The following is a 16,432-nucleotide window of genomic DNA, read 5'->3' as shown; positions in this document are numbered from 1 at the left end:
ATGCTCGGACCGAACGAACCCCAAGAGGGTTCCGAACTGAACACCCCCAGCGACACCCTGCCGCCGCGCAGGCGTCGCCGCGCCGCCTCCCGCCCGGCGGGCCCGCCCGCCGCGGCGGCCGAGGCGCCCGCCGAGGTCACCGTGCCGGCCATACCGGCCGCCGAGACCGACGAGGTCGCCGAGGTGCTCGAGGACGGCGCCGAAGAAACGCAGGTGGCCGAAGAGGCGACCGAGGCCGCCGCGCAGGAGACGCCCGCCGAGGCCGCTCCCGCCGTGCGTCCGCGCCGTCGGGCCACGCGCCGCGTGTCGGCGCCCGCCGGTTCGCCGGTGTCCGCCGAGGCCGCCGAGACCGTCGTCCCGGCCGCTGCCGCCGCCGAGACGGCCCCCGCCGTCCCCGAGGCCGGCGCGGTCGTCGTCGGCGAGGAAGCCGCGCCGCGCCGTACCCGCCGCCGGGCCACGCGCAGCGTCTCCGCGCCGACCGCCGCCACCGAGACCGCTTCGGCCGTCGAGGCGCCCGTCGAGGCCGCCGAGACCGTCGCCCCGGCCGCCGCCGCGCAGGAGCCGGTTGCCGAGGAGTCCGTAGAGGCCGCTCCCGCCGCGCGTCCGCGTCGTCGGGCCACGCGCCGTGCGTCGGCGCCCGCCGGTGCGCCCGAGGCCGCCGAGGAGGCGCCCGCCGCCGAGGTGACCGAGCCCGCCGCTTCCGCCCCGCAGGAGCCGGCCGCCGAGGAGGCCGTCGAGGCCGCGCCCGCGCGTCCGCGTCGTCGGGCCACGCGTCGTGCGTCGGCGCCCGCCGGTGCGCCCGAGGCCGCCGAGGAGACGCCCGCCGCCGAGGAGACGCCCGCCGCCGAGGCGGAGCCGGTGCGGGAGACGCCCGCCGAGACCCCCGTCGAGGAGGCCGCCCCGCGCCGTACCCGGCGCCGGGCCACCCGCCGGGTCTCCGCGCCCGCCGGCGAGGAGGCCGCCGAGGCCCCCGCCGCCACCCAGGCCGAGGAGCGGACTCCGGCCACCCCCGCGGAGCCGGAGGCCCCCGTGACCACGCACACCACCGAGCCGGCCGCCGAGGCCGCTGCGCCGCGCCGCGCCCGGCGCCGGGTCGTACGAGCCGCGTCCGGGTTCGCCGAGCCCGCGCAGCCCGCCGCGCCCAAGGCCGCCGAGCGCACCGAGCCCGCCGAGCCCGCTCAGCCGGCCGAGGCGAAGGGCAGGCGCCGCCCCGCCCGTCCCGCCGTCGCCGTGTTCCAGGCCCCGGTGTTCACCGAACCCCGGTTCCAGACCCCGGAGCGGGCCGCCGCCGAGGCCGCGGCCGAGGCCGCCGAGGCGGAGGAACCCGAGGAGTACGTGGAGGAGCGCGCCGAGACCGGTACCCGCCGGCGCCGGCGCCGCCGCGGTGCCGCCGAGGAGACCCGGCCCGTCGAGACCGCCGCCGAGGAGGAGCCGGAGGAGGCCGAGGAGGCCCCCGAGTCCGCCGAGGACCTCGCCGAGGGCGAGGAGGGCGACGAGACCGACGGCGCCGAGGGCTACGAGGAGTCCGGCTCGCGCCGCCGTCGCCGCCGGGGCGGACGCCGTCGCCGGCGCGGTGACGCCGCCGACGAGTCCGGCGAGGGCGTGGACGCCGACGCCGAGGAACTGGCCGCCGAGCAGGCCGCGCAGGACGCCGAGGACACCGCCGAGCAGGAGGAAGAGGACGCCGAGGAGGGCCGCGCCGACGAGCCCGCCGGGTCCAGCGCCAGCCGCCGCCGCCGGCGCCGCCGGCGCCGGGCCGGTGACACCACCGTCGACGCCGAGCCGTCCGCCGACGACCCGGAGCGCACCGTCGTCAAGGTCCGCGAGCCGCGCAAGCCCAGCGAGCCGTCCGACGAGGTGCAGTCCATCAAGGGCTCGACCCGGCTGGAGGCCAAGAAGCAGCGCCGCCGGGAAGGCCGGGAGCAGGGGCGCCGACGCGTCCCGATCATCACCGAGGCCGAGTTCCTGGCCCGCCGCGAGGCCGTCGAGCGCGTGATGGTGGTCCGCCAGCACGGCGACCGTACGCAGATCGGCGTCCTGGAGGACGGCGTGCTCGTCGAGCACTACGTCAACAAGGAGCAGTCGACCTCGTACGTCGGCAACGTCTACCTGGGCAAGGTCCAGAACGTGCTGCCGTCGATGGAGGCCGCCTTCATCGACATCGGCAAGGGCCGCAACGCCGTCCTGTACGCCGGCGAGGTCAACTTCGAGGCGCTCGGCATGTCCGGCGGTCCGCGTCGCATCGAGTCCGCCCTGAAGTCCGGCCAGTCCGTCCTGGTGCAGGTCACCAAGGACCCGATCGGTCACAAGGGCGCCCGTCTGACCAGCCAGGTCTCCCTCCCGGGCCGCTACCTGGTGTACGTGCCCGAGGGCTCGATGACCGGCATCAGCCGCAAGCTGCCCGACACCGAGCGGGCCCGGCTGAAGACGATCCTCAAGAAGATCGTCCCCGAGGACGCGGGCGTCATCGTGCGCACCGCCGCCGAGGGCGCAAGCGAGGACGAGCTGCGCCGTGACGTCGAGCGGCTCCAGGCGCAGTGGGAGGAGATCCAGAAGAAGGCCAAGAGCGGCAACGCCCCGACGCTGCTGTACGGCGAGCCGGACATGACCGTCCGGGTCGTGCGCGACATCTTCAACGAGGACTTCTCCAAGGTCATCGTCAGCGGCGACGACGCCTGGCAGACCATCCACGGCTACGTCTCGCACGTCGCCCCGGACCTGGCCGGCCGGCTGTCGAAGTGGACGAGCGAGGTCGACGTCTTCGCCACGTACCGGATCGACGAGCAGCTCGCCAAGGCGCTGGACCGCAAGGTCTGGCTGCCCAGCGGCGGTTCGCTGGTGATCGACCGGACCGAGGCGATGGTCGTCATCGACGTCAACACCGGCAAGTTCACCGGCCAGGGCGGCAACCTGGAGGAGACGGTCACCAGGAACAACCTGGAGGCGGCCGAGGAGATCGTGCGCCAGCTGCGGCTGCGCGACCTCGGCGGCATCATCGTGATCGACTTCATCGACATGGTCCTGGAGTCCAACCGCGACCTGGTGCTGCGCCGCCTGCTGGAGTGCCTGGGCCGGGACCGTACGAAGCACCAGGTGGCCGAGGTCACCTCGCTGGGCCTGGTGCAGATGACCCGCAAGCGGGTCGGCCAGGGCCTGCTGGAGTCCTTCTCCGAGACCTGCGTCCACTGCAACGGCCGCGGTGTCATCGTCCACCTGGACCAGGCCACCGCCAACGGTGGCGGCGGCAAGCGCAAGAAGCGCGGCGGCCGGGGCGCCGAGGCGGAGCCCGTGCACGAGCATGTGCACGAGACCCCCGCCGTGGCCGTGGAGGCCGGTACGGCCGTCACGCCCGAGGTGGAGACCGCCGCCGAGGTGGCCGCCGAGGCCGCCGAGCCGGTCTCCCTGCCCGCGCCCGACTTCGCGCCGGACGAGGAGCTGTACAGCAGCGTCGCCGAGGCGGAGGCGGCGGCCGGCCGTGGCCGTACCCGCCGCCGGGCGAGCCGCCGGGCGTCGGCTCCGGCCGGCGCGCCGAAGACGGAGAAGCCGGAGAAGGCCGAGCGGCCGGAGAGGGCCGGCCGCAAGGCGGAGAAGGCCGAGCCCGTCACGGAGCCCGAGGCGCCGACCGCGCAGGACGTCACCGCCGAGGAGGCGGCGGCGCGCCCGGTGCGGCCGGAGCCCGCCGCCGAGGCGCTGGCCGAGCCGGCGGCCGTCGAGGACCAGGTGGTCCCGGCGCCGCAGGCCGAGGCACCGGCCGCCGAGGAGGCCGCGCCCAAGGGCCGTACGCGCCGTCGGGCGACCCGGAAGGCGTCGGCCCCGGCCGGTTCCCCCGCGGGTGCCGAGGCGGCCGTGCTGACCGTGTCCGAGACCGCGCCCGCGGCCCCGGCGGAGCAGCCCGCCCAGGTCACCGAGGCGGCCCCGGCCGAGGCCGGAAAGCCGGCGGAGGCCGAGCAGCCGGTGACGGAGCAGCCGGCGGCCGAGAGCGCCCCGGCGCCGGCCCGCCCGCGCCGCCGTGCGGTGCGCAAGGCCACCGCGCCGACCGCGCCCGAGGAGGCGGCCGTGGTGGTCGTCCCGTCGGCGGCGTCCGAGGCGGCTCCGGCGGCGGAGGCCCCCGTGGCCGAGGCCCCGGTGACCGAGGGAGCCGAGGAGGCCGAGGCGGCCGCTCCGGCGAAGAAGACCGCCCGCAAGGCGGCGGCCAAGAAGGCACCGGCGAAGAAGGCGGCGGCGAAGAAGGCCACCACCAAGAAGACCGCCGCTGCCAAGAAGACGGCCGCGAAGAAGACGACGGCCAAGAAGGCGACGAAGACCGCCAAGACGGCCGCCGCGAAGTCGACGGCGAAGTCCGTGCCGTCGGCCCCGGCCGGCGACGACTGATCGCGCCGCCGTACAGGGTGTGGTCCTGTCCCCGGACAGGGCCACACCCGTTTTTCCCGCCGGCCCCGGCCGGCGCGCGACCGTCCGTCACCCGAGCACGGCGCCCGAGCCGGCCGCGACGGACGGTCCACCCATGAACCAAAGGAGAGAAACCGCGATGATAGGCCTTGTGCTGGCGGCCGGCGCCGGACGGCGTCTGCGCCCCTACACCGACACGCTGCCCAAGGCGCTGGTGCCGGTGGGGCCCGAGGGCGTGGAGGGCGAGCCCACGGTCCTGGACCTGACGCTGGGGAACTTCGCCGAGATCGGGCTGACCGAGGTCGCGGTCATCGTCGGTTACCGCAAGGAGGCCGTCTACGCGCGCAAGGCGGCGCTGGAGGCCAAGTACGGCCTGAAGCTCACGCTGATCGACAACGACAAGGCCGAGGAGTGGAACAACGCCTACTCCCTGTGGTGCGGCCGGGACGCGCTGCGTGACGGGGTGATCCTCGCCAACGGTGACACCGTGCACCCGGTCTCGGTGGAGAAGACGCTGCTGGCCGCCCGGGGCGACGGCAAGCGGATCGTCCTCGCCGTGGACACGGTGAAGAAGCTGGCCGACGAGGAGATGAAGGTCGTCGTCGACCCCGCCAAGGGGATGACGAGGATCACCAAGCTGATGGACCCGGCGGAGGCCACCGGTGAGTACATCGGCGTCACCCTGATCGAGGGCGACGCGGCGCCGGAGCTGGCGGACGCGCTGAAGACGGTCTGGGAGAGCGACCCGCAGCAGTTCTACGAGCACGGTTACCAGGAGCTGGTCAACCGCGGCTTCCGTATCGACGTGGCGCCGATCGGCGAGGTCGACTGGGTCGAGATCGACAACCACGACGACCTCGCCCGGGGACGGGAGATCGCGTGCCGGTACTGAGCCGGCTGATCCCCTCGCCGGTCGTCGTGGACATCCGCCCGGGTGCCCTGGACGGCCTGGCGAGCGTCCTCGCCGACCAGCGGATCTCTCCCTCGGGCCGGTTCGCCGTCGCCGTCAGCGGCGGCTCCGGCGCCCGGCTGCGCGAGCGGATCGCCCCCATGCTGCCCGGCGCCACCTGGTACGAGGTCGGTGGCGGCACCCTGGACGACGCGATCCGGCTGGCCGACGAGATGAAGCCCGGCCGGTACGACGCGGTGGTCGGCATCGGCGGCGGCAAGGTCATCGACTGCGCGAAGTACGCCGCGGCGCGCATCGGGCTGCCGCTGGTCGCCGTCGCCACCAACCTCTCGCACGACGGCATCTGCTCGCCCGTGTCCATACTGGACAACGACGCCGGCCGGGGTTCGTACGGCGTGCCCACGCCCATCGCCCTCCTCGTGGACCTCGCGGTGGTGCGGGAGGCTCCGGTCCGCTTCGTGCGGTCGGGCATCGGCGACGCCCTGTCCAACATCTCCGCGGTCGCGGACTGGGAGCTGGCCCACCGCGTCAAGGGGGAGCGGCTGGACGGCCTGGCCGCGGCGATGGCCCGGCAGGCCGGCGAGAGCGTGCTGCGCCACCCGGGCGGATGCGGTGACGACGGGTTCCTCACGGTGCTCGCCGAGGCCCTCGTGCTCTCGGGCATCGCCATGTCGATCGCCGGTCACACCCGGCCCTCCTCGGGTGCCTGCCATGAGATCGGTCACGCGCTCGACCTGCTGTACCCGGAGCGCGCGGCGAGCCACGGCGAGCAGGTGGGTCTCGCGGCCGCCTTCGCCACGCACCTGCGGGGCGACCACGAGGGGGCCCGGCAGCTGGCCGGCGTGCTGCGCCGGCACGGACTGCCCGTGCTGGCCCGGGACCTCGGCTTCGGCGACGACGAGTTCGTCCGGGCCGTCCGCCTGGCCCCGGAGACCCGGCCGGGCCGGTACACCGTCCTGGAACACCTTCAGCTGTCGCCGGAGGGCATCGAGGAGGCGTACGCGGAGTACGTCGGCGCGGTCACGTCCTGAGCCGTGGCCCGGTTTGACCCCCCTGGCCATGGCCCCGTACCCTGGACCGTCGGCGTGTCCACTGAACACGCCACATCCCCGTAAACCTCTTCCTCCCGGGCAACGCGGTTGGCCGGGAGAGGTCGTCTGTGGTGTTTCTGGGCGGCTGGCCTGCGGGGGTGCCGGTTCTGAGACGAGCGAAAGTGAGATCCGCGTGTACGCCATCGTGCGCAGCGGTGGTCGCCAGCACAAGGTTGCTGTCGGCGACATCGTTGAGGTTGACAAGATTTCCACCGCCAAGGTTGGCGACACGGTCGAGCTCTCGACCCTGCTCGTTGTCGACGGCGACTCCGTGACCAGCGACCCGTGGGTCCTGGCCGGCATCAAGGTCCAGGCCGAGGTCGTGGACCACCACAAGGGCCAGAAGATCGACATCCTGCGCTACAAGAACAAGACCGGTTACCGTCGTCGGCAGGGTCACCGCCAGCAGTACACGGCGATCAAGGTCACGTCGATCCCCACGGCTGCGAAGTAAGGGACTGAGGAGAAATGGCACACAAGAAGGGCGCATCGTCCACCCGGAACGGTCGCGACTCCAATGCCCAGCGGCTCGGCGTGAAGCGCTTCGGCGGTCAGGTCGTGAGCGCGGGTGAGATCCTGGTCCGCCAGCGCGGCACCCACTTCCACCCCGGCGCCGGTGTCGGCCGTGGCGGCGACGACACGCTGTTCGCCCTGCAGGCCGGTGCGGTGGAGTTCGGTACCCACCGCGGCCGCAAGGTCGTGAACATCGTTCCGGTCGCCTGAATCACCAGATCGTCTGATCGCCTGATTCAGCGCTGAACGCTTTCGCGAGGCGGACCTCACTTCCCGGGCGGGAAGGCGGGTCCGCCTTTCGCGTGTTAACACAGGTAAAACCCCGTTCGTCTTTTGGAGGCACCCCACCATGACCACCTTCGTGGACCGCGTCGAACTGCACGTCGCCGCGGGTAACGGAGGCCACGGCTGTGCCTCCGTCCACCGTGAGAAGTTCAAGCCGCTCGGCGGCCCCGACGGCGGCAACGGCGGCCGTGGCGGTGACGTCATCCTGACCGTCGACCAGTCGGTCACGACGCTGCTGGACTATCACCACTCCCCGCACCGCAAGGCCACCAACGGCAAGCCCGGCGAGGGCGGCAACCGCTCCGGCAAGGACGGCCAGGACCTGGTCCTGCCGGTGCCGGACGGCACGGTCGTGCTGGACAAGGCGGGCAATGTGCTCGCCGACCTGGTCGGCCACGGCACCTCGTACATCGCCGCGCAGGGCGGCCGGGGCGGCCTCGGCAACGCGGCGCTGGCCTCCGCCCGCCGCAAGGCGCCCGGCTTCGCGCTGCTCGGCGAGCCCGGCGACGTCCACGACATCGTCCTGGAGCTGAAGACCGTCGCGGACGTGGCCCTCGTCGGCTACCCGAGCGCCGGCAAGTCCTCGCTGATCTCCGTGCTCAGCGCGGCCAAGCCGAAGATCGCCGACTACCCGTTCACGACGCTGGTCCCGAACCTCGGCGTGGTGACCGCGGGCTCCACCGTCTACACCATCGCCGACGTGCCCGGCCTCATCCCCGGCGCCAGCCAGGGCCGCGGCCTGGGCCTGGAGTTCCTGCGGCACGTGGAGCGGTGCAGTGTGCTGGTGCACGTGCTGGACACCGCCACGCTGGAGTCCGACCGCGACCCGGTCTCCGACCTCGATGTCATCGAGGCCGAGCTGCGGGAGTACGGCGGCCTGGACAACCGGCCCCGCATCGTCGTCCTGAACAAGATCGACGTGCCGGACGGCAAGGACCTCGCCGAGATGGTCCGCCCCGACCTGGAGGCCCGCGGCTACCGCGTCTTCGAGGTGTCGGCCGTGGCCCACACCGGTCTGCGCGAGCTGACCTTCGCCCTCGGCGAGCTGGTCGGCAAGGCGCGCGCGGCGAAGCCGAAGGAGGAGGCGACCCGGATCGTCATCCGGCCCAAGGCCGTGGACGACGCGGGCTTCACCGTCGTACGCGAGGACACCGGCGGCGAGCCGCTGTTCCGGGTGCGCGGCGAGAAGCCCGAGCGCTGGGTGCGCCAGACCGACTTCAACAACGACGAGGCCGTCGGCTACCTCGCCGACCGGCTGAACCGTCTCGGTGTGGAGGAGCAGCTGATGAAGGCGGGCGCCCGCGCGGGCGACGGCGTCGCCATCGGCCCCGAGGAGAACGCGGTCGTCTTCGACTGGGAGCCGACCGTCATGTCCGGCGCGGAGATGCTCGGCCGCCGTGGCGAGGACCACCGCTTCGACGCGCCCCGCCCCGCGGCCCAGCGCCGCCGGGACAAGCAGGCCGAGCACGACGAGGCGCTGCGGGAGTTCGACGACTTCGAGCCGTTCTAAGGCGGTCCGGCCGTTCTGAAGCGGTTCGAGCCGTTCTCAAGCGGTTCGAACCGTTCTCGGGCGGTTCCAGCGGTGCCGGTCATGGACCGGCGGGGGCCGTGACGCCCCGGGGCGGCGCCGTGCGGCGCCGCCCGTTCGCGTTCACGGGTGGCGGTGCCGCCAGCCCTGCCAGGCCGACTCGATCATGTCGTCCAGGTCGTGCGCGGCGCTCCAGCCGAGTTCCCGCCGGATGCGGTCGGCGGAGGCCACGACACGGGCCGGGTCGCCGGGGCGGCGCTCGGTGACCTCGGGCCGTACGTCCTCGCGGCCGGTGACCTTCAGGATGCGGTCCACCATCTCGCGCACCGAGCTGCCCTCGCCGCGGCCGATGTTGAGGACGAGGGACGTGCCCGCCTCGGCGTCGGTCAGGCGGCGGGCGGCGGCCAGGTGCGCGCCGGCGATGTCCTGGACGTGGATGTAGTCGCGTACGCAGGTGCCGTCGGGCGTGGCGTAGTCGTTGCCGAAGATCCGCGGCGCCGCACCGGCCTCCAGCCGCTCGAAGACCATGGGGATGAGGTTGAAGACACCGGTGTCGGAGAGCGCGGGCTCGGCCGCCCCGGCCACGTTGAAGTAGCGCAGGGAGGCGGCGCGCAGTCCGTGCGCCCGGGCGGCGGCGGTGATCAGCCACTCGCCGATCAGCTTGCTCTCGCCGTACGGGCTCATGGGCGCGCAGGGGGTGTCCTCGGTGACGAGGTCCACGTCCGGCATGCCGTACACCGCGGCGGAGGAGGAGAAGACGATGCGGTCGACCCCGGTGGCGGTCATGACCTCCAGCAGGGTCTGCAGTCCGGTGACGTTCTCCCGGTAGTAGTGCAGCGGCCGCTCGACGGACTCGCCCACCTGCTTCTTGGCCGCGATGTGCACGACGCCGGTCACCTGGTGGTCACGGATCGTCCGCTCCAGCTTGTCGGCGTCCAGTACGCTGCCGACCACCAGCGGGGTGCCCTCGGGCACCCGGTCGGCGCTGCCGGTGGAGAGGTCGTCGTAGACGATGGTCTCCTCACCACCCTGGATCAGGGTGCGTACCACGTGCGCGCCGATATATCCGGCGCCGCCAGTTACCAGCCAGCTCATCGTCACCTCTTCACAGCGGCGGTCAGTCTGCTCAGCCTGGCTCCCGGCCCCGGAAAAATCGAATCGGGCGAATCCGGTTTCATGCGGAGCAATGGGGCAATGCCGTTGCGGTGACTGTCGGTAAGATGACAAGTGGCCCCGACGGAAACAACCTGTTAATCCTCTACGCTGATGGACGGTGTGCACTCGGGTCGGCGATGGCCGCATGTGCCGGCCGATCGCGTCGTCAAAGTCCGCCACGGAGACAGGTTGCTAAGGATGCCAAGGCTCTCTCTCGTCGTCCCCGTCTACAACGTGCAGGGCTACCTCGCAGAGTGCCTTGAGTCGGTCCTCGGGCAGGACTACCAGGACTTCGAGATCGTCGCCGTCGACGACCGCTCCCCGGACGGCTCCGGCGCCCTCCTGGACGAATACGCCGCCAGGGACGATCGCATTCGTGTGATCCACCTCATGGAGAACGTGGGTCTCGGACGGGCGCGCAACGCCGCTCTGGAATCGGCGCGCGGCGATTACGTTCTGTTCCTGGACAGTGACGACACCCTCGCGCCGGGCGCGCTCGGCGCGATAGCGGAGCGGCTGACGGCCGCCGGCGATCCCGACGTACTGATCTACGACTACGTGCGCACCTACTGGGACGGCGAGATACGCCCGAACCAGAGAGCGGCCCTGCTCGCGGAGGCCGGCCCGGGGGTGTTCTCCCTCGCCGAGCGACCGCAGCTGCTGAACCTGCTGCAGATCGTCTGCAACAAGGCCTACCGCCGGGACTTCATCGCCCGCGAGGGCCTCACCTTCCCGCCGGGCTACTACGAAGACGCCCTGTGGACGTTCCGCTCGCTGATCACCGCCGAGCGCATCGCCGTGCTGGACCGCGTCTGCCTGCTGTACCGGCAGCGGCGCGAGGGCGGCAACATCCTCGCCACCGTCAGCCGCAAGCACTTCGACATCTTCGAGCAGTACCGCCGCGTCTTCGAGTTCCTCGACACCCGCGCGGACGCCGAGCAGTGGCGCGCACCGCTGTTCCGCAAGATGGTCGACCACTACCTGGCGATCCTGGAGCGCCCCGGCCGGCTGCCGCGGGACGCGCGGGCCGAGTTCTTCCACCGAGCCGCCGCCGACTACCGGGCCCGGATGCCCGCCGGCTTCCGCAAGCCGGCCGGTTCCCGCGGCAAGAAGTACGCGCTGCTGGAACGCGACGCCTACGCCGGCCTGGTGGGCGCCAAGGCCGTCGTGAAGCTGCGCGCCAAGGCGACCGGCTACGCGCGCACCACCCTCGGCCGCACCAGACGCACCGCGCTGAGCCTGGACTACCGGCACCAGCTGAGACTGCCGCTCGACGAGAACCTGGCGCTGTTCTCCGCCTACGGGGGCAGCGGCGTGTCCTGCAACCCGGCGGCCATCGACGCCGAGCTCGCCCGCCGCGCCCCCCACATCCGCCGCGTGTGGGCCGTCCGCCCGGACGCCGTGGACAAGGTGCCCGAGGGCGTCGAGGTCGTCCGGACGGGGTCGCGCGAGTACTGGGCGGCCCTCGCCCGCGCCACCTACCTGGTCAACAACGTGAACTTCCCGGACGCCGTGGTGCGCCGGCCGGGCCAGGTCCACGTGCAGACCCACCACGGCACCCCGCTGAAGACCATGGGACTGGACCGGCGGCAGTACCCGGCCTCGGCGGGCATCGACTTCGCCGCACTGCTGCGGCGCAGCGACCGCTGGAACTACAGCCTCGTCGCCAACCACTTCTCCAGCGCCGTGTGGCAGCGGGCGTACCCCTGCTCGTACACCTCCCTGACGACCGGCTACCCGCGCAACGACGTCCTGCTCACCTCCACCGCCGAGGACGTGCGCGAGGCCCGTCGCGAGCTCGGACTGGGCGAGGGCGTGACGGCCTTCCTGTACATACCGACGCGCCGTGAGTACCAGCGCGGCTTCGAGCCGCGGCTGGACCTGGCGAAGCTGGCCGGGCGGCTCGGGCCGGACGCGGTGCTGCTCGTACGGCCGCACCCCGACGAACGCCCGGCCCGGTGGCCGGCCGAGTGGCGGTCCGAGGACCGGATCATCGATGTGTCCGGCCACCGAGCGGTCGAGCGTCTCTACCTCGCCGCCGACTGCCTCATCACGGACTACTCCTCGGCGATGTTCGACTACGCCAACCTGGACCGGCCGATCGTCGTCCACGCCGACGACTGGGAGACCTACTCCGTCGTGCGCGGCACGTACTTCGACGTGCGCACCGAGGGGCCGGGGGCGGTGGCCACCACCGAGGAGGAGCTGGCCGAAGTACTCTGTTCCGGCGCCTGGCGCGGGGAGCGGGCCGCCCGGGCACGCGATCGGTTCCGTCGCCGCTTCTGCGACTTCGACGACGGTCGTGCGGCGGAGCGTGTGGTGCGCCACATTTTCCTCGGAGAGGACCTCGGGGATCTGCCGCCGGTCGTCCCACTGGACGAGCGGACCCCCGCCCCGCCGCCGGAGCCGTCCCGCGACGCGTCGGCCCTGATATCCACCCACACGAGCCAGAGGTAGCCGCTGCAGTGTCCCAGCAACCCGACACAACGCCCGACATCAGCGTCGTCGTCATCGTCTTCAACGACGCGGCACGCCTTCCGACCGCCGTGCAGTCGGTCCTGGACCAGACACTGCGCAATGTCGAGGTCATCATCGCCGATGACTGCTCCACCGACGGCTCCTTCGAGGTCGCGCAGCAGCTGGCCGCCCGCTCGGACCGGGTGCGCGCGATCCAGCTGCCGGAGAACAGCGGCGGCTGCGGCGAGCCGCGCAACCAGGGCATCGCCGTCGCCCGCGGCCGCTACGTGATGTTCCTGGACAGCGACGACACCCTCGAGCTGAACGCCTGCCGCAACATGCTCGACGCCGCCGAGAGCACGGGCGCCGACCTGGTCTCCGGGCTCTGCCTGCGCGTCCACACGGACAGCCGCAACGGCAAGAAGGTCAAGTGGTACCCGTGGCTCTACCGGGAGACCCGCACCTTCGACTCGGTCGCCGAGATACCGGACCTGATGGTCTTCGACACCCTGTCGACGAACAAGTGCTACCGGCGTGAGTTCCTGCTGGAAAGCGGCCTGACCTTCCCCAAGGGCATCCACTACGAGGACCTGCTCTTCTCCGCGCAGGCCTACCTGGCCGCCTCCCGGATCACCCTGATCCCGAACACGGTCTACCACTGGAACGTCGTGGAGAAGGCCGCCGCCAAGTCGATCAGCAACCGGCGCCACGAGATCAACAACTTCGCCGACCGCGTGGAGATCCACCGCAGGATCGACCGGGTCCTCGCGGAGCGGGGCCAGAGCGAGCTGAAGCTCCACAAGGACCGCAAGTTCCTCAAGCACGACCTCGTGCTGTACCTGCGCGACCTGCCCTTCCTGGACGACGAATACCGCCACAAGTTCGCCGAGCTGGCCCGCGGTTACATCCAGGGCTTCTCCCCGGAGGCCTACGAGGAGCTGTCCCCGGTCCACCGGCTGTGCGCCTACCTGCTGCTGCAGGAGGACTGGAAGAACCTCACCCCGGCGATCGACACCCTCATCAACCCGCGCAAGGTCTCCAGCCCGCTGGTCGAGCGCGACGGCCGGGTCTACTGGTGCGAGGAGCACCTCGACGACCCGCTGGCCCGCAAGATCCTCGACGTGACCGACCTCGGCTACCACTCCCGGCCGGTCCAGCGCATGTGGCTGCGCAACCAGGTGACCTCCTACGCGGAGAACCCCGCGGGCATCAAGGTCTCCGGCGCCGTCGTCAACCCGCTCGGGGTGATCCCGCCGGGCGCGGAGCTGAAGGCCGAGCTGGAGTTCCGCGCCCGCCGCAGGAGCCTGCAGAAGTTCCGTTTCCCGGTGCAGAGCGTCCAGCACGAGGGCGAGTCGGTGGCATGGCAGGCCACCGTGCCCCTGGCGGCGAAGTTCCGCCCCCTCGGCATCGTCGACGAGGTGTGGGACGTACGCCTCTACCTGAGCGTCGACGGTGTCCAGGCCACCAGCCGGCTCACCGTCGGCCAGACCGCGCTGGAGGACGCCGGCGTGGTCCGGGTCCGTCCCCGGCTCGGCCGGATGACGGCCGACCGCCTGGTGCCGCACGCCTCGGCCAAGGGCCACCTGGCCTTCCGGCTCGCCCAGCACGGCACGCTCGCCCAGCGCACCACGACGCTGGTGCGGCGCAACCTGCAGAGCCCGCCCGCCGCGATGGCCAAGAAGATGGTGCGCAAGGCCGTCAAGGTGCGCAAGGACCTGCACTCGGGCCCGCGCAAGATCGAGACCTACCACCGCATGATCCGGCTGCTGCCCGTCCGCAAGGGCACGGTCGTCTTCGAGAGCCACCTCGGCAAGCAGTACAGCGACAGCCCGCGGGCCATCTACGAGGAGATGCGCCGCCGCAACGTGCCCTTCCACGCCATCTGGTCCTACGCCGGCGAGCGTCCCACGGGCTTCCCGGACGACGTCGAACTGGTGCGCCGCTGGTCCTGGCCCTACCTCAGGGCGCTGGCGCAGGCCGAGTTCTGGATCGACAACCAGGGCTTCCCGCTGAAGCTGAGCAAGCGCCCGGAGACCACGTACATCCAGACCTGGCACGGCTCCGCCCTGAAGCGGATGGGCTTCGACGAGCCGAAGTACCGCATCAAGCCGGAGCACGAGCAGCGCGCCTACCAGGAGGCGATCGACCGGTTCGACTACTTCGTGGTGCGCGGCCGGCACGACGAGCGGACCCTCGCCCCGGCCTACCGGATCACCGAGGACAGGCTCCTGCGCACCGGATACCCGCGCAACGACGCGCTCGTCCGGGCCCGGGACGCCGGCACCCTCGACCCGGCGGCCCGGGAACTCGCCGAGCGCCTCGGCATCCGCCTGGACCGCCCGGTGGTGCTGTACGCCCCGACGTTCCGGGAGCAGAACGGCAAGGTCAAGAAGTTCGAGTTCCCGTTCGACGTGGACGAGTTCGCCGACCGCTTCGGTGACCGCTTCACCCTGCTGGTGCGCACGCACTACCTGAACAACGTCACGCTGCCGCCCTCCGTGGCGGGCCGGGTCGTCAACGTCAGCGGCGAGCCGGACATCACCCCGGTCCTGCTGCTCGCGGACGCGCTCATCACCGACTACTCCTCGGTGATGTTCGACTACGCGCTCCTCCAGCGCCCCATGGTGTTCTTCACCTACGACTGGGAGGAGTACGTCGACAACAGCCGCGGGACGTACTTCGACCTGTCGGAAGAGGCCCCCGGCCCCGTCGTGCACACGGCGGAGGACCTCTTCGGCGTCCTGGAGAACCTGGACGGCCTCGCCTCCGAACAGGAGGCGCGCCTGAAGGAATTCGTGGCCCAGTACGGCGAGTACGACCGCGGCGACGCCGCCGCCCAGATCGTCGATCGCTTCTTCGGAAACCGGGGAGACGCCCGATGACACAGCGTGACATCATTTTCGTGGCCAACGAGGTCAACGAACTCGGCGGAGTGGCCCGTTGGCAGGCGCTGATGGCCGAACTGTTCGCCGAGGAGGGCCACCGGGTCACCATCGTCGGCATCGCGCCGCCCGAGGTGCCCATGGACCTGGGCGCCAACCCGCCCTTCACCACCGTGACGCTCTACGACGAGCGCCCGCCCGGCCGCTGGCAGGCCCGCACCCTGCTGGACCGGGCCAACCTCCAGGCCCGGCGCCGCGAGGCCGCGCGCGAGGAGAGCATGCGGGCCGCCGCCGACCGGCTGTCGGCGATCTTCCGGGCCGCCCGGCCCGGGGCGATGATCATCGTGACCCAGGTGTGGGCCATGGAGTGGGTCGCCCTCGCGGACACCGCGGGGCACCCGGTCATCGGCATGAGCCACGAGTCGTACGAGTACTCGCGCGGCTCCTCCCGCTTCGGGCGCGTCGCGCGGTACTACAAGGACGTCGACCGCCTGCTGCTGCTGACCCGCGAGGACGCCGACCTGTGGATCGGCCGGGGCATGAACAACGTCGGGTACATGCCCAACCCGCTGCCGATGATGCCGGAGATCCCCTCCGAGCGCACCGAGAAGGTCGTCGCGAGCATCGGCCGTCTGGGACACCAGAAGGGCATCGACATGCTCCTGGACGTCTGGGCGGAAGCGGCGCCGAAGCACCCCGACTGGCTCCTGCGGATCTACGGCTCCGGCCCCGACGAGGAGGCGCTGCGCGCCCAGTGCACCCGGCTCGGCCTGGACGACCGGGTGGAGTGGGCCGGCCAGACCGACGACGTCGCCGGCGCGCTGCGCGGGGCGTCGGTGTTCGTCCAGTCCTCCCGGGGCGAGGGCTTCCCGCTGGCCCTGCTGGAGGCCATGGCCTGCGCGGTGCCGTGCGCGGCCTTCGACTGCGCCCCGGGCGTGCGCGAGATCGTCCGCGACGAGGAGGACGGACTCCTGGCCCGCCCCGGAAACGTCCCCGAACTCGCGCAGAAGCTCGGCCGGTTGATGGAGGACTCCGAACTCCGCGACCGGATGGGCGAACTGGCCCGGAAGAACGTCCAGCGGTACTCGCCGAAGGTCATCCGTGACCGGTGGGAGGAACTGTTCAGGTTCCTGGAGCGCTGACGGCATCGGACAGGACGGAAGGGCCGGCCCGCCACGGGCCGGCCCTTCCGTCCTGTGTCAGCACCCGGACCGGCTCACAC

10 protein-coding genes are annotated in these 16,432 nt (G+C 72.2%); 9 read left to right on the top strand and 1 reads right to left on the bottom strand.

The window, feature by feature from the left end:
* The 6 genes from HB370_RS14600 (at position 1) to obgE (ending at position 8,698) form a co-directional block, all read left to right on the top strand.
* A complete protein-coding gene (locus HB370_RS14600) occupies positions 1 to 4,371 on the top strand; it encodes an Rne/Rng family ribonuclease (protein WP_208974397.1) in 4,371 nt (1,456 codons plus the stop codon).
* Between the two features lie 157 nt (positions 4,372 to 4,528).
* Positions 4,529 to 5,281 carry a phosphocholine cytidylyltransferase family protein gene (locus tag HB370_RS14595; protein ID WP_167512981.1) on the top strand — a complete coding sequence of 251 codons (753 nt, stop codon included), beginning with the start codon at positions 4,529 to 4,531 and terminating at the stop codon, positions 5,279 to 5,281.
* Complete coding sequence (locus HB370_RS14590) at positions 5,269 to 6,330, top strand: iron-containing alcohol dehydrogenase family protein (RefSeq protein WP_030777332.1); 1,062 nt, start codon at positions 5,269 to 5,271, stop codon at positions 6,328 to 6,330. Before HB370_RS14595 ends, HB370_RS14590 begins: the two co-directional genes overlap by 13 nt.
* A 193-nt stretch (positions 6,331 to 6,523) precedes the next feature.
* A complete protein-coding gene (gene rplU, locus HB370_RS14585; RefSeq protein ID WP_028422127.1) occupies positions 6,524 to 6,844 on the top strand; it encodes a 50S ribosomal protein L21 in 321 nt (106 codons plus the stop codon).
* 14 nt (positions 6,845 to 6,858) lie between these two features.
* Positions 6,859 to 7,113 carry a 50S ribosomal protein L27 gene (gene rpmA / locus HB370_RS14580; protein ID WP_030605064.1) on the top strand — a complete coding sequence of 85 codons (255 nt, stop codon included), beginning with the start codon at positions 6,859 to 6,861 and terminating at the stop codon, positions 7,111 to 7,113.
* Positions 7,114 to 7,252: 139 nt separating this feature from the next.
* Positions 7,253 to 8,698, top strand: coding sequence for a GTPase ObgE (gene obgE / locus HB370_RS14575; protein WP_030777329.1), 1,446 nt, complete (start codon positions 7,253 to 7,255; stop codon positions 8,696 to 8,698).
* Positions 8,699 to 8,839: 141 nt separating this feature from the next.
* Here the strand turns inward: obgE and galE are convergent, their stop codons facing one another.
* On the bottom strand, positions 8,840 to 9,811 hold the full coding sequence (gene galE / locus HB370_RS14570) for a UDP-glucose 4-epimerase GalE (RefSeq protein WP_030777326.1): 972 nt from the start codon (positions 9,809 to 9,811) through the stop codon (positions 8,840 to 8,842).
* A 258-nt stretch (positions 9,812 to 10,069) separates the two neighbouring features.
* Here galE and HB370_RS14565 point away from each other — a divergent pair, with 258 nt between their 5' ends.
* Genes HB370_RS14565 through HB370_RS14555 form a run of 3 tightly spaced genes read left to right on the top strand, consistent with a single transcriptional unit; the run spans position 10,070 to position 16,352 of the window.
* Positions 10,070 to 12,328: a bifunctional glycosyltransferase family 2 protein/CDP-glycerol:glycerophosphate glycerophosphotransferase gene (locus HB370_RS14565; protein ID WP_030777324.1), complete on the top strand. Its 2,259-nt coding sequence runs from the start codon at positions 10,070 to 10,072 to the stop codon at positions 12,326 to 12,328.
* Between the two features lie 8 nt (positions 12,329 to 12,336).
* Positions 12,337 to 15,210 carry a bifunctional glycosyltransferase family 2 protein/CDP-glycerol:glycerophosphate glycerophosphotransferase gene (locus tag HB370_RS14560; RefSeq protein ID WP_030777322.1) on the top strand — a complete coding sequence of 958 codons (2,874 nt, stop codon included), beginning with the start codon at positions 12,337 to 12,339 and terminating at the stop codon, positions 15,208 to 15,210.
* A complete protein-coding gene (locus tag HB370_RS14555; protein WP_030777320.1) occupies positions 15,207 to 16,352 on the top strand; it encodes a glycosyltransferase family 4 protein in 1,146 nt (381 codons plus the stop codon). Before HB370_RS14560 ends, HB370_RS14555 begins: the two co-directional genes overlap by 4 nt.
* The last annotated feature ends 80 nt before the right edge of the window (positions 16,353 to 16,432 follow it).

Source organism: Streptomyces sp. DSM 40868 (genome assembly GCF_011820545.1).
GTDB classification, from domain to species: Bacteria; Actinomycetota; Actinomycetes; order Streptomycetales; family Streptomycetaceae; genus Streptomyces; species Streptomyces eurythermus.
The sequence above is the reverse complement of the archived record's forward strand: the minus strand, read 5'-3'. Positions and strand labels throughout refer to the sequence as shown.

What these genes read in the sequence shown, in the direction of transcription:
- HB370_RS14600 (WP_208974397.1), top strand. Translation starts at nt 1, where the DNA reads ATGCTCGGACCGAACGAACCCCAAGAGGGTTCCGAACTGAACACCCCC.
- HB370_RS14595 (WP_167512981.1), top strand. Translation starts at nt 4,529, where the DNA reads ATGATAGGCCTTGTGCTGGCGGCCGGCGCCGGACGGCGTCTGCGCCCC.
- rpmA (WP_030605064.1), top strand. Translation starts at nt 6,859, where the DNA reads ATGGCACACAAGAAGGGCGCATCGTCCACCCGGAACGGTCGCGACTCC.
- obgE (WP_030777329.1), top strand. Translation starts at nt 7,253, where the DNA reads ATGACCACCTTCGTGGACCGCGTCGAACTGCACGTCGCCGCGGGTAAC.
- galE (WP_030777326.1), bottom strand. Translation starts at nt 9,811, where the DNA reads ATGAGCTGGCTGGTAACTGGCGGCGCCGGATATATCGGCGCGCACGTG.
- HB370_RS14565 (WP_030777324.1), top strand. Translation starts at nt 10,070, where the DNA reads ATGCCAAGGCTCTCTCTCGTCGTCCCCGTCTACAACGTGCAGGGCTAC.
- HB370_RS14555 (WP_030777320.1), top strand. Translation starts at nt 15,207, where the DNA reads ATGACACAGCGTGACATCATTTTCGTGGCCAACGAGGTCAACGAACTC.